Annotated in this window: 11 protein-coding genes; 5 read left to right on the forward strand and 6 right to left on the reverse strand. The window is 38.7% G+C overall.

Translation table 11 applies throughout. From position 1 onward, the window contains the following. Positions 1–23: 23 nt before the first annotated feature. The 3 genes from ACGHEH_RS12495 (at position 24) to ACGHEH_RS12505 (ending at position 4,859) form a co-directional block, all read left to right on the forward strand. Positions 24–1,346 (forward strand): imelysin family protein, encoded by a 1,323-nt coding sequence (locus ACGHEH_RS12495; protein ID WP_390445840.1) that lies wholly within the window; start codon positions 24–26, stop codon positions 1,344–1,346. Beyond that, on the forward strand, positions 1,339–3,582 hold the full coding sequence (locus ACGHEH_RS12500) for a TonB-dependent receptor family protein (RefSeq protein ID WP_390445842.1): 2,244 nt from the start codon (positions 1,339–1,341) through the stop codon (positions 3,580–3,582). The genes ACGHEH_RS12495 and ACGHEH_RS12500 overlap by 8 nt, the downstream gene beginning before the upstream one ends. 284 nt (positions 3,583–3,866) lie before the next feature. After that, positions 3,867–4,859 carry a sterol desaturase family protein gene (locus ACGHEH_RS12505; RefSeq protein WP_390445845.1) on the forward strand — a complete coding sequence of 331 codons (993 nt, stop codon included), beginning with the start codon at positions 3,867–3,869 and terminating at the stop codon, positions 4,857–4,859. Between the two features lie 74 nt (positions 4,860–4,933). On the opposite strand, the gene ACGHEH_RS12510 is transcribed toward ACGHEH_RS12505, so the two are convergent. After that, positions 4,934–5,215 carry a hypothetical protein gene (locus ACGHEH_RS12510; RefSeq protein ID WP_390445847.1) on the reverse strand — a complete coding sequence of 94 codons (282 nt, stop codon included), beginning with the start codon at positions 5,213–5,215 and terminating at the stop codon, positions 4,934–4,936. 270 nt (positions 5,216–5,485) lie between these two features. Further along, positions 5,486–7,060, reverse strand: coding sequence for a cation:proton antiporter (locus ACGHEH_RS12515; RefSeq protein ID WP_390446031.1), 1,575 nt, complete (start codon positions 7,058–7,060; stop codon positions 5,486–5,488). Positions 7,061–7,266: 206 nt separating this feature from the next. Here ACGHEH_RS12515 and ACGHEH_RS12520 point away from each other — a divergent pair, with 206 nt between their 5' ends. Continuing rightward, the gene (locus tag ACGHEH_RS12520; RefSeq protein WP_390445849.1) at positions 7,267–8,010 is read left to right on the forward strand and encodes a sporulation protein; all 744 of its coding nucleotides are present in this window, start codon (positions 7,267–7,269) and stop codon (positions 8,008–8,010) included. Between the two features lie 65 nt (positions 8,011–8,075). Beyond that, positions 8,076–8,522 (forward strand): GNAT family N-acetyltransferase, encoded by a 447-nt coding sequence (locus tag ACGHEH_RS12525; protein WP_390445851.1) that lies wholly within the window; start codon positions 8,076–8,078, stop codon positions 8,520–8,522. Between the two features lie 46 nt (positions 8,523–8,568). On the opposite strand, the gene ACGHEH_RS12530 is transcribed toward ACGHEH_RS12525, so the two are convergent. The 4 genes from ACGHEH_RS12530 to ACGHEH_RS12545 all read right to left on the reverse strand — a co-directional run bounded on the left by ACGHEH_RS12530 (position 8,569) and on the right by ACGHEH_RS12545 (position 13,025). Continuing rightward, complete coding sequence (locus ACGHEH_RS12530; protein ID WP_390445854.1) at positions 8,569–9,915, reverse strand: sodium-dependent transporter; 1,347 nt, start codon at positions 9,913–9,915, stop codon at positions 8,569–8,571. A 101-nt stretch (positions 9,916–10,016) separates the two neighbouring features. Continuing rightward, on the reverse strand, positions 10,017–11,306 hold the full coding sequence (locus ACGHEH_RS12535) for a sensor histidine kinase (protein ID WP_390445857.1): 1,290 nt from the start codon (positions 11,304–11,306) through the stop codon (positions 10,017–10,019). Between the two features lie 73 nt (positions 11,307–11,379). Continuing rightward, positions 11,380–12,087 (reverse strand): response regulator, encoded by a 708-nt coding sequence (locus ACGHEH_RS12540; RefSeq protein ID WP_390445860.1) that lies wholly within the window; start codon positions 12,085–12,087, stop codon positions 11,380–11,382. A 131-nt stretch (positions 12,088–12,218) separates the two neighbouring features. Continuing rightward, positions 12,219–13,025, reverse strand: coding sequence for a hypothetical protein (locus ACGHEH_RS12545; RefSeq protein WP_390445862.1), 807 nt, complete (start codon positions 13,023–13,025; stop codon positions 12,219–12,221). Between the last annotated feature and the right edge of the window lie 25 nt (positions 13,026–13,050).

Raw genomic sequence — 13,050 nt, forward strand, 5'->3', positions numbered from 1 at the left:
TCATTTGAAAAAAGAGGCTTTAAATGGCTTTGAGATTAAAACCTTTATTACTGGTAACTAGTATTGCGCTAGTGCTCAGTGGTTGTGGTGAGAGCGTGTCTAGTAATAATGGCGAAGGGCATGCTCAGCAAAAAGTGAATGAGAATCAGAACCAAGGGAATGGCGACAATAGCAGTAATGGTGGCGATAACGGCAGTGGTAGCCAGACTCCTATATTCGACGAAGCAAGTCTACTAACAAGTTTAGTTGATAACGTTATCACTCCAACTTTTACTGAGTTCGATAGCAAGGCTAAAGCGCAGCCCGCTATTGTGAAAGCGTATTGTGATTTAGAAGCAAGCTATGACCCAACAATGGGTGATGAGGAAGCTAAAACTGCATTAAATGATGCAAAAAATGCAGCTCAAAATGCATGGAAAGAAACCATGGTAAGTTGGCAACATGCAGAACTTATGATTGTGGGCCCGCTTTTAGCTAATGACAAATCACTAAGAAACCGTATCTACTCTTGGCCAAACGCCAGTACTTGTAGTGTTGATCAAGATGTTGTGTTTTTCTCAGCAGGTGACATTAATGGCAATGCTTACGACATCAGTAAGAGAAGTGATAAGCGACGTGGTTTAGATGCCATGGAATATTTACTATTTAATGAAAATATGGCGCATAGCTGTTCAGCTAATGCAGCAGAGTCATTAAATGATTGGAATACTCAATCTGAACAATCACGAAAAGTTGCACGTTGTCAGTTTGCTGTTGAAGTAGCAAAAGATTTATCGGATTCAGCTACTGAATTGCTGTATGAATGGTCGGGTGAAGATGGTTACTCTTCTAAGTTCAAAAATGCTGGACAGCCAGGCAACCCATACTCAACGACATTGAATGCGATTAACGAAATATCTGACGCATTGTTTTATATGACTGAAGAGTTGAAAGACTACAAGCTTGCTACGCCATTAGGTTTGTTTGATAACAGATGCGGTAACATTGCTTGTCCTGAAGAAGTAGAATCAATCTACGCAAAACATTCTATCGAAAACATTCGAGCAAACATTGCAGCGTTTGAAAAAATCTTCTTAGGTGGCACAAGTGATAATACGGGCTTTGATGATTTTCTTGATAGCAACGATGCAACAGACACAAAAGAGTTAATGCTTAAAGGGATCACAGATGCAAAAGCAGCGGCTGATGCGATTTCTACTGACCTTCAAACGGCATTAACTAACGACACAACTGCTGTTGAACATAACCATGCAAAAGTAAAAGATGTGACCGATCAATTAAAGAATGATTTCATCAATAAACTTGCTCTAGAACTACCTAAAACATCGGCGGGTGACAATGACTAATACTCATATTCTTAGAAAATCTGCGTTAGCAATCGCGTTGGGCTTAGCCTTACCTACTGCATTTGCGCAAGAGTTAAAATCTGATCAAGCTAACGATGAGCTAGAGCATATTCAGATCCTCAGTCACTACGATAAGCTTAGAACAGAGGCAGGCTCTGCAACGCTTATCACTGAAGCTGATTTAGAAAAATTTGAATATGACGATATTCACCGCCTTCTTTCTAAGGTACCGGGTGTTAACATTCGTGAAGAAGATGGTTACGGACTTCGTCCAAACATTGGTTTTCGTGGTGTTACACCAGAGCGTAGTAAGAAAATTACAATTTTAGAAGACGGTGTTTTGATTGGGCCTTCACCATATTCGGCTCCTGCTGCGTATTATTTTCCAGTTATTACACGTGTCACTGGGGTAGAAGTATTTAAAGGTCCTGCTGCAATTAAATATGGTCCACAAACGGTTGCGGGTACAATTAACCTAGTCACGCGTCAAATCCCGGAATTTACAGAAGGTGGCATTGATGTCGCTGTTGGCAGCGATGGATATCAAAAAGTTCATGGTCATTTTGGTTCTGTTGTAAATAATGTGGGCTTTTTACTCGAAGGTGTTTCACTAAAAGCGGATGGTTTCAAAGAAATTGACGGTGGTGGTGATTCAGGTTTTGAAAAAAATGACATCCTAGCTAAGTTTAACTATCAATTAAGCGAAGATGGCATTGATCATAAGTTTGGCTTAAAACTGTCATACGCTGATGAAGTTTCGAATGAAACTTATCTAGGCTTAACGGATGACGATTTTGCTCAGAATCCTTACCGTCGCTACGCGGCCACTCAGCCAGCTTTGATGGATACTAAACACACCCAAGTGATTTTTAGTCATAATCTTGAATATAAAGACTTAAGTGTCACATCTCGATTATACCGAAATGACTATGAGCGCGCTTGGCTTAAGTTAGGTGGTTTATTAGATCGTCGCTTAAATGCATTAGATGCATCATTATCAAGCATCTTAGCTAAACCAGAAAAATATGAGCTTGAATATGCGGTCATTACCGGTAAACAAGATTCAGTAAGCGATGGTCAGCCTGAAATTTACTTAAATATGGGCACTAATGACCGAGCTTATTATTCGCAAGGTTTACAAATTGATGCGACTTATGAGTTTAAGTTATTCGACACCGAGCATAAACTGTCATCTGGGTTACGTTTTCACCAAGATGAAATTGAGCGTAAGCATTTTGAAGAAACTTACGGTATGCGAGCAGGTAAAGCGTTTAATCTAGGTCAAGATATTCGCCCTACAACACGCAATGTTGAATCGACAGATGCATGGTCAGTTTATCTAGAAGATCAAATTACCTTTAATGCATTAACACTTGGATTAGGTGTGCGTGGTGAATTAATGAAAATGCATCACCATGAAAATACTGATGCAAGTAATTGGTTAGATAAAACAACGCGTATCTGGCTACCGGGCTTAAGCGGTTTTTACAAACTCAATGAAGAGTCAGGCTTGCTATTTGGTGTGCATAAAGGCTTTGTGCCTTCAGCACCTTCTCAAACAACGAATATTGAACTTGAAAAGAGTATCAATTATGAGTTTGGTGGTCGTTTTAACGATGGTGTGACTGAGTTTGAAGTGGTTGGCTTCTTTAATGATTATAGTAATCTTAAAGAAAGCTGTGGTTTCTCAAACTGTGGCAATATTAATCAGCTCGATCAAGAGTTTAATGGTGGAGAAGTTGACGTATATGGTGTTGAAACGCAATTTGCACAAACATACCCTTTAAACTTGCAAGTTGATATTCCATACAGCTTTGTTTACACCTATACCCATGGTGAATTTAAAAATAGTTTCAAATCTGACTTTGCTCAATGGGGCAACGTAACAGCTGGTGATTCATTACCTTATGTGCCTAAGCATCAATTTTCTTTTAACATAGGTTTAGAATCAAGTAATTGGAAGCTTAATATGGCTATCAGTAACATTGCTTCATTAGAGGAAATGGCAGGCACTGTGGCCGATATTGATAACCCAAGTGAACAAGTGCGAGCTGCAAAAACAGATCGAACAACAACGGTCGATTTATCTGCAAGTTATGATTTTGATAAATACGGTAGAATTTACGCAAAAATTGATAACTTATTTGATGAAGCAAACATTGTAAGTCGTCGTCCTTATGGTGCGAGACCGGGCAAACCTAGACAGTTTACAATTGGTTATAAATACCAATTTTAATACCTGTATTAATAAATATATTAAGGGCCATTCGTGGCCCTTTTTTGTAAAATAATACCAATCCTCTTAATTGAGTGATCTATTTTGAGACAAGAAAAGCTTGTCGATAACTAGGCGAAAAATTTGCTATTTAGTTGTTATAAAAGAGAAATTTTTAACGCCGTTAGCGGCAGCTTTAATCCCTCAAAATGATTAAGTATTATTGAGGATTGGTATATCCCTTAATAACAAAGCTGTCTTTCAACCCGATGTTGTGTTTTTCTTTAAGTGTTTTAGGAGAATGTGTGTTAGAGCAAATTTGGCAAGACTTATCAGCATTGCCTACCTATTTAATTGACGCAAATAAGCGCATATACATTCCATATTTACTTAGCGCGATAGTTATGGCGTTTTTTGTTTATGCACAAATTGAAAAATCAAAAAGTGGCAAAGGGTTTTTGCGTTTTTTATTTCCCAGAGATGTGTGGTTGTGTAGAAGTGCGAAATTAGATTACACACTGTTGATAACCAATAAAGTAATTAAAGCAGCAACGTTTGCACCCATTGTACTCACCATGGTGCCTGTCGCGATAACTGTAACAGATTTTCTGGAGTGGGGTCTCGGCAAACCACTTATGTTGCAATGGCCAGAAGCAAGTGTGATTGCTTTTTTTACACTCATACTATTTTTGCTCGATGATTTCACCCGATATTTACTGCATTTATTGCTTCATAAAGTCCCATTCTTATGGGAGTTTCATAAAGTTCATCACTCAGCAAAGGTGCTAACTCCATTTACTATTTATCGAACCCATCCTTTTGAGAGTTACTTATACGCCTGCAGAATGGCGGTGACTCAAGGTATCGCTGTTGGTGTGGGCTATCACCTATTTGGCACTTCGTTAAGCATGTTCGACATTCTAGGTGCAAATGCTTTTGTATTCTTGTTCAATATTTTTGGTGCTAATTTAAGACACTCCCACATTTGGGTTAGCTGGGGAGATAAATTAGAAGGGTGGTTTATTAGCCCAGCTCAACATCAGGTTCATCATAGCGATAACCCTAAACACTTTGATACTAACTTGGGCTCTGCATTGGCTATTTGGGATAGGCTAGGAGGGACTTTAATAAAAGCATCTGAGGCTGGTAAAGTAAGTATTGGCGTTGGTAAATATGACGCTAAACATGATTCTGTTTATGCTATTTATTGGTTACCAATAAAGCTCGCTGTTCTCAGTCTTATACCTAAGAAAATTATCAAAAAAGAAGTATTGAAAGAGAAAGAAATAAGCAAGTAATACTCAGTAAAAAGAAGATAGGCTGGCGACGGGCATTGCCAGCCTATGAGTCGGAGAGTAGGCTCCCCATTTAATTAATGAACGATTTTACTTCGCTTATAAAAACCAAGGTCATTCAGAGTTTCAATTATTTTCGGGTCATCTAATCTAGATGGGGCTGATTCTTTTCTCAAAAAATGATCGGCGGGAACACTGTGCATATCTAACATTTTATTAAATAAAACAGTGCGAATTGTCAGCGCTGTCATTCCATTGTCTTGCAACTCGTCAAGTCGGCTTTGCAAATCCATGAAAGGACTTGCTTTAACGTCATCCACCACGGCTGAAAAATTTAATTCTGCCTTACTTTTACGCATCAATGCCTCTCGCTTGCCAAAAAATCCAAAAAAAATACGAGCATAAGATTAATCATATTTAAACAAAAATTGTGTTTAAAATAGAGACTTAGCTCATAAGACCGTTCCAGTTTACTCTTTTTATGAGCATGATTTCTACGGCCGATGTAAAGCTTTGTAAATCGGCTTGCATTATTAGGAACAAGGGGAGTTAGACGTCTAGATGTAAGTTGTTGAGAGGAAAATAGAAATAGTTATCAGTACCTGCTATGGTACTGATAACTTTTTAAGTTATGAATTAAATATTTTTTGACTAACGTGTTCAGCGAAACCACTACCGGCTTCTAGATAGAAGTTATAGGTAAATTCTACGCCCATTTCTTCTAATTCACGTTGTTGATCTGGGTAATATGCGATGGCGCTTACACGGCCACTGAAACCCGATGCTCGAAGTTGCTCTAGCGCAAAAATGTTTTGCATATGTTTAGGCATGGCTAACATTACCATATCAACGTCAGAGTGGTTCATGCGTTGCCAGAAATCAGGATCGGTCGCATCGGCGAGTAAAACACGACGGTTGCGCTTCACATGCTTATCAACGACTTCCGGTTTGATATCAATACCAGCTACTTTACCTGGGTGCGACGCTTCTATTGTTTCATAAGCACCCGTTCCAATTCGGCCCATACCAAAAATAACGATTTTGGTATCTGTTAAATTAACAGGTAATTCTTCTTCTAAGCGTTTGTCACTCTCAAATTTTAATAGCCAAGGCTCTAGCTTAACGTATAACTCATTGGCACGTTTATTTAGCGGAGAAGCTATGACAAAGGTGATGGATACTGCAATGGCAACAACGGCTAACCAATCGCTGGTAATGAGGCCTGTTGAAGCTGCTACCGCACAAACGATTAATCCAAACTCACTGTAATTTGACAGCGTAAATGCACTCAGTAGAGACGTACGCGCCCTGAGTCTGAAGAAGTTAGTTAACAGGTAATAAAGCATAACCTTGATAGGCAACACTAAGATAAGCATGACCGCAACTAATAGTGCATTAGGTGTAATATTCGCATTTAAACCAATATTTAAGAAAAAGCCGACAAGTAAAATGTCTTTCACATTGAGTAATGATTTAGACAACTCACTGGCTTTTTTATGTGGGGCAAACATCATACCTATAATAAGTGCACCCAAATCACCTTTTAACCCTGCAAACTCGAAAGCATGGTAGCCAATTACCAAGGCGAAGAAAAAACCGAAGAGAGGTAAAAGTTCACCATGCTTAGAGCGATTAAGTACCCAGAACATGATAGGTCTAAATAAAGGCAGTGCGACTAAAAGTCCAAGCGCCCAGATATTTGGCATTTTACCTGTGCTGACAGCTAAAAAGATAACCGCGAAGATATCCTGCATAACCAAGATGCCAATGGCTATTTTGCCATGTAGGGCAGACATTTCACCGCGCTCTTCTAATACCTTTACTGCAAATACGGTACTAGAGAAACTAAAAGCAAAACCCACAAGCAAAGCACTTGAGGTATCTAATGAGCTAAAGAGGGGCAGTGAGGCTGCACCTAATAATAATAATAGGCTGGCAAAAAATGCAGTGCTTAAAACAATGTGAAGTGTTGCTGGACCCCACACTTGAGGCTTAACTAAATTACCAACTTTGAGTTTTAGGCCAATACTAAATAGTAGTATTGTAACACCCAGATCAGCTAACTGTGTGAGTAAGTCAGTTGTCTGGTGACCCATCAGGTTTAGGATAAAGCCGGCCATTAAAAATCCAATGAGTGGCGGTAGCTTGAGTTGGTAAATAGAAAATCCGCATGCAAATGCGACAGCAAAAAACAACAGTTCCATATTCAATATAATTAAGCGAAATTGATTTAGCATATTAGCAAAACTAACTGATTTATAAATCAAAACTTTAGGCTAATAGTGCGTAAAATTTGACTAACTTGTTATCAGTGAAAGATATTTGCATTAAAAACACAAATTTTCGCTGACAAGATTTAATAAATGTGGTTAAGATGCAGTTAGAAGGAATAATCTCTACAGGAGAGGCGATGTTTAAAAAAATCCTTGCATCTGTGGGTATCGGGGCTGCGAAGGTCGATACTATTTTAGAAACTGAACATTTATATCCAGGTCAAAAGTTTCAAGCACAAATTATTGTTGAAGGCGGAGATGTTGAGCAACAGGTTTCCGGCCTAGAATTAGCACTGATGACGCGAGTCAAAGTTGAGTCAGATGATGGTGAATATTTTACCAATCACGTTCTAGACAAATGGCGTATCTCAGAACAATTTGTAATCGCACCAGGTGAAAAGAAAGTCATCCCATTTGAAGCTAGATTGCATTCAGAAACCCCGATTACTGAGCTAAACGCTGGTTATAATCATTCGTTTGTTTGGGTTGAAACTGGTCTTGATATTGATTTGGCCATTGATCCTAATGACAAAGATACGTTGCACATTTACCCGAATGAAGCTGTCAAAGCCTGTATGCAGGCTATGGATAAGCTCGGATTTAGCTTAGTAAAAGCGGATGTTGAGAAAGGGTATCTAAGAGCCTCTAGTTTTCAATCAACGTCTGGTTGCTATCAAGAGTTAGAATATAGGCCGAATATGCGTTCGTTATTTGGCATTCAAGAGATAGAGTTATCATTTGTGCCTGAAGCTCACAAAACTCATGTGTTAATCGAACTTGATCGTGCATTTAGAGGTGATGGATATGTTGATTTAACTATCGAACATGACCATGTAAATGTGTCTCAACTGTGTGATCAATTAGAAAGACTATTTAACTAAATTCGTACGTTTTAATTTATTAAAAGCCTAGCTAGCATAGCTAGGCTTTTTTATCGGTGAAAAACATGAAATGGTATGTAAAAAAATTCTCTGAATTAGATACTTTAACATTCTTCAAATTAGCTAAAGCAAGGGTAGATATTTTTGTTGTTGAGCAAGAGTGTGCTTACCCTGAATTAGATGACGTTGACATTCTAGAAGAGGCTCGACACATTTATTGTTTAAATGGTGATGGAGAGGTTGTCGCTTATTCACGTTGTTATCTAAAAGCATCGCAAGTTACTGCGATTGGTAGAGTCATTATTACTGAGCCTAATAGAGGAAAGGGGCTAGCATCAAAATTAATGAATGAGTCATTAAATGTATGTAAGAGCCTGTGGCCTGACTGCAAAGTACAATTGAGTGCGCAAACACATCTAACCCTTTTTTATGGAAAGTTGGGGTTTAAAGCGATATCTGACAGTTATCTTGAAGATGGCATTCCACATACTGATATGGAATTAGCACAATAAAAAAGCGAGTTGGATACTCGCTTTTTTTATAGGTCGTGAGCTCTGATTAGAACGAATGTATAAACACCATAGCAATTGCTAATGGACATACAAACTTGATGTACCAAGGCCACACTTTCCAAAATAGTGTACTTTCAGCTTCTTCATGACCATTCTTAATCTCGGCGAGCAGTTTATTTCTGTGCCAGATCCAGCCAACAAAGATACAACAAAGCATACCAATTAATGGCTGAGAGAATTGTGTTGTCAGACTTACTACAAAACCAAACAATGCAGAGAAATTAAAAATAATAGTGAAACTGACAAGAGAAATGATCCCGCCAATTATCCAAGTTGCTTGGACTCGGCCTAAAGCAAATTTTTCAACAGCATAAGAAACGGGCGCTTCAAGCATTGAAATAGAAGACGTAAGGGCTGCAATACTCATCAGTGCAAAGAAAGCAAAGCCGATAAAGTAGCCAATATCACCCATGCTTGAGAACAGAGCAGGCAATACTTGGAATACTAATGTATCTTCAGATAGTAGGGCGCCAGATTCTGAGAAAATAGCCACGCCTTGCGCCTGTGCAACATACATAGCAGGAATAATCAAAAGGCCTGCTACGAATGCAATCAGTACATCGATAAGTGTGACGTACGCACCCAATGAAACTAAGTTTTCTTTTTTGCTTATATAAGAGCCATAAATAATCATCACACTTGTACCTAAAGACAGTGAGAAAAACGCTTGTCCAAGTGCGCTAACCAAAAGTTGCGGATCTAACAAAGAGTTAAAATCTGGCACTAAATAAGCCTTTAAGCCTTCCATTGCGCCTTCTTGAGTCATTACATAGATGATAAGTAGTCCTAAAATACTCAGTAGAGCTGGCATTAGGCGCTTTGACCACTTTTCAATGCCGTTTTCAACGCCTTTACTGATGATGGCAATGGTTAAGATAATGAATAAGCTAGTAAATATAAGGTCGCGTGGAAATGACTGAGTGTTAAGCCAAGTTGATGTACTTTCTAGGCCTGTCACTGCAGCAATTGGCTCTGCGGTAGCACTGAACATCCAACCTGCAACAATGGCGTAGAAGCTAAGGATCAAACCCGCACAAATAATACCGCCAAAACCGACGATGAACGCGAATTTTTTCTGTAATGGTGAGTTAGCTAATTTTTGTAAAGATGACACGGCGTTCGCTTGGCCATGACGACCAATGACTAGCTCGGCCATTAATGCCGGGTAAGCTAAACAAAAAGCCAAAATTAGATAAACTAGGACGAATGCAGCGCCACCGTTAGAGGCAGTTTGAGTTGGAAAGCCCCAAATGTTACCAAGTCCAACAGCCGATCCTGCTGCAGCCATAATAAAGCCAAAGCGAGAACTGAACTCGCCTCTAATACTACTCATATGTTGTTATTCTTTTATATTCTAAGGGATGGCTGACAATCTACTGCAAATGATGAAAAATAAAAAGACCTTGTCTGAAATCAATACACCATAAATGATGATCAGTTAGATCTTTTTGGCAGTTGTATTGTAAATTTAGCACCGCCTAAGCTCCCAGACTGAGAAACAGAGACTTTCCCATGGTGCCAATCTACCACTTTACTGACAATCGCAAGTCCAAGTCCATAGCTTTTCCCTGCACGATTTCGGTGATTTTCTTCTTGAAAGAAAGGACTAAATACTTTGTGCCAGTTCTCTGGTGCTATACCTGGGCCATCATCTTCTATTTCTATATATATGTATTGTGAGTCATAGTAACTAGAAATTTGAATGTGCTTGGCTGCAAAATCACAAGCATTACTGAGTAAGTTAGTAATGGCACGTGCTAACCAATGCAAGTCTGCGGTTATTTCGAATTTGGCATTTAGTTCTGTAAGTAACGACAATTCAGCTTTTTGTAATTTAGGCTGTATTTGCAAGCTTACATCATGTAAATAATGAGAGGCTTGTGTCGTTTCGAAATTTAATAAATGAGACTTTTGCTCTAAGGTTGCAAAGGATAAATATGACTTCAGCATATCTTCCATTTGATCTAAATCTTTTTCCATTCTAAGCAGAATTTCATTCACCTTTTTATTGTCAGGCTCGTCTATGGCTGCATCTAAAGCGAAACGCATACAGGCAACAGGTGTTCTAATGTCATGAGATAAACTTGAAGCCATAAGTTTGTTTTCTGCCATCAGCTTTTCAATTTTGCTCGCCATGCCATTAAATGTAAGCTCTACGTCTTTAATATAAGTAAAATGGTTTGGCTCAATACGAGCCGAAAAATCACCGGCAGCAAACTGTTTCGCTTTACTCGTTAATACGTTTAACCTTTTTGCAAGCGGTGACAATATGAACCACATAAAAGTACAAACGCCAGAATAAAATAACAAGGTCAGTAATACATCACTGTTTTGCTCTTGTTCTGGTTTGGTTAGACGCAACTCGACATAATCTGGCATAAGACTTTTAGATGACTTAAGTAGGTAAAAGCCTATCTCGTCTTCAAGCAATAAACCTTGTGGGGTAAACATTTCGTCTTTTAACTCAGAGGGCAGAGCAAGACTTTGCCCATCTTTATAACTTACATCTAGTGAAAACTCTTGACTGATGGTGTTGGCAAATGAAGCTCGTAGCTTAGCAGGTTGTCTTTCTAACTGTTTGATAAACCCACCCGTGATATTACGTTGCCACATGAAGTTATCATCTGGTGAGAAAGCTTGTTGATTAAACGTATCGATTAACCATCCAAGAACCACAATAGACAATAGCGCACTAGCGAGTAAATAAAGGTAAAGTTTTTTCAAATTGGCAACACCAAATTATAGATAGAAAAAACCAACATGATTAAGCATGTTGGTTATAATGAATGTGGCAGGCTTACCAAGCCGTAGGGACCATCAAGTAGCCTTTTCCCCAAACAGTTTTGAATTTTTCTGGATGCTGAGGGTCGTCATTAAACTTCTTCCTAAGTGCAGAGATAAGAACATCGACACTTCTGTCTAAGCCATCATATTCTCGGCCTTTAGTGGCTTTAAATACTGCATCTCGAGAAACGACTTCCCCCGCATTACTTGCTAAAAAGTGCAGCAATAAGTACTCAGCGCTAGAAATTGCAACTTCAGTTCCGTCAATCGTTACTTTTCGTGCGAGTGTATCTATGTGTAATGCACCCACTTGAATGTTGTCATCATCGACCTCGGTTGTGGAAGATGATTGTTCTGCAGCTCTGAGTAGAGATTTGATCCTTGCAAGCAGCGCACGAGGTCTAACAGGTTTGATAACATAATCGCTTGCACCTACTTCTAACCCAATGACTTCATCCATCTCTTCATCTTTGGCAGTCATCATTACGATAGGTTTGTTATAGAATTGACGCAGATCTCGACAAACGCTTATGCCATCTTGCCCAGGCAGCATAATATCAAGCAATACAATATCTGGAGAGACGTCTTTTACCATAGCAACAGCTTTATCGCCTCTGTGGCAAATATGTGTTGTATAGCCTTGATTATCTAGGTATTCAGCAACCCATTGAGCCAAAGATTCATCATCTTCAACAAGTAAAATAGTGGCGTAGTTTTCCATGTTTCCCTCACTAAAACCAATCACTTAAAAATGTTCTATACATTTACAGTGAAAGTATTCAGGCAATTTTATTGTGGCTTAATTATAAGAATTATAAGCAATAAAACCGCTTGAATACTGTAAAAAAATGTTTAGCGCACCTTTAGCTTGCCCATTAACTCGGCAATGAGGTGAGCTTCGATGTCATTTGTCACTGCAGAAACTTCTTGATTAGTGCACAAACCAGACACTTTAATTAAAGGTGAGGTTTGATAAGCGACTTGATATTTAGGTATAGATACTTTTTGCTCAAATCGCTGTTTACGTGCAGTTTCTGTATTATGCAGATTGATGAAATCTACAACGGCCTGTTCATTTTTAACTACCTGTTGCTGAGTAAACTTGTATATTACGGGCTTATTAATAAATGCATGGCTGGATATACTCGCTTGTGCAATCCAAACTACATCAGCACTTTGCTTGTGATTTAAGCGAAAGCTTACTTTGACTTCATAGTTGCTGCATTGTTTTGATTGATTACTTTCTATAACTGGCGCAGTGTGAGACATAATCTTTTTATTTGTTTCGAGCTGTAAGTCTATGTCATTGGTTCTTTCTACTGAAAGTTGCTGCACGTTTAAAATGTAATCGGCATCTTTACTATCGGCTACTACTAATCCGAGCTCAGATAGCTGCTTTACTACAAGTTGGTATTGTAACTGCGTTAATTGAAGAGACTTCGGATCAACCCAAACACGGTTGTTTTTGTAAATAGGGTGTGCTGGAAGCTGCACAGATTTTATTTTTACAGGGTTTTGCTTAGCGTTGTAGGTTAGGAAAACAACTTCTTTTTTTAATAAAGGCTTTTTAGGTAAAGTAAGTTCTGGCGCCAACTGAGGGGTAAAACTACATGCAGAACTAAGTAATAAACCAACTCCAAGTATCGATAACTTACGCATTAAAATTCCTCAGATTAATAATTTA

This window comes from Pseudoalteromonas sp. MTN2-4 (assembly GCF_042848605.1).
Taxonomy (GTDB): domain Bacteria; phylum Pseudomonadota; class Gammaproteobacteria; order Enterobacterales; family Alteromonadaceae; genus Pseudoalteromonas.

Bases quoted from the DNA above. Each gene is read 5' to 3' on its own strand.
- ACGHEH_RS12510 (WP_390445847.1), bottom strand. From the start codon at position 5,215: ATGCGTAAAAGTAAGGCAGAATTAAATTTTTCAGCCGTGGTGGATGAC.
- ACGHEH_RS12530 (WP_390445854.1), bottom strand. From the start codon at position 9,915: ATGAGTAGTATTAGAGGCGAGTTCAGTTCTCGCTTTGGCTTTATTATG.
- ACGHEH_RS12545 (WP_390445862.1), bottom strand. From the start codon at position 13,025: ATGCGTAAGTTATCGATACTTGGAGTTGGTTTATTACTTAGTTCTGCA.
- ACGHEH_RS12515 (WP_390446031.1), bottom strand. From the start codon at position 7,060: ATGGAACTGTTGTTTTTTGCTGTCGCATTTGCATGCGGATTTTCTATT.
- ACGHEH_RS12495 (WP_390445840.1), top strand. From the start codon at position 24: ATGGCTTTGAGATTAAAACCTTTATTACTGGTAACTAGTATTGCGCTA.
- ACGHEH_RS12520 (WP_390445849.1), top strand. From the start codon at position 7,267: ATGTTTAAAAAAATCCTTGCATCTGTGGGTATCGGGGCTGCGAAGGTC.
- ACGHEH_RS12540 (WP_390445860.1), bottom strand. From the start codon at position 12,087: ATGGAAAACTACGCCACTATTTTACTTGTTGAAGATGATGAATCTTTG.
- ACGHEH_RS12525 (WP_390445851.1), top strand. From the start codon at position 8,076: ATGAAATGGTATGTAAAAAAATTCTCTGAATTAGATACTTTAACATTC.
- ACGHEH_RS12500 (WP_390445842.1), top strand. From the start codon at position 1,339: ATGACTAATACTCATATTCTTAGAAAATCTGCGTTAGCAATCGCGTTG.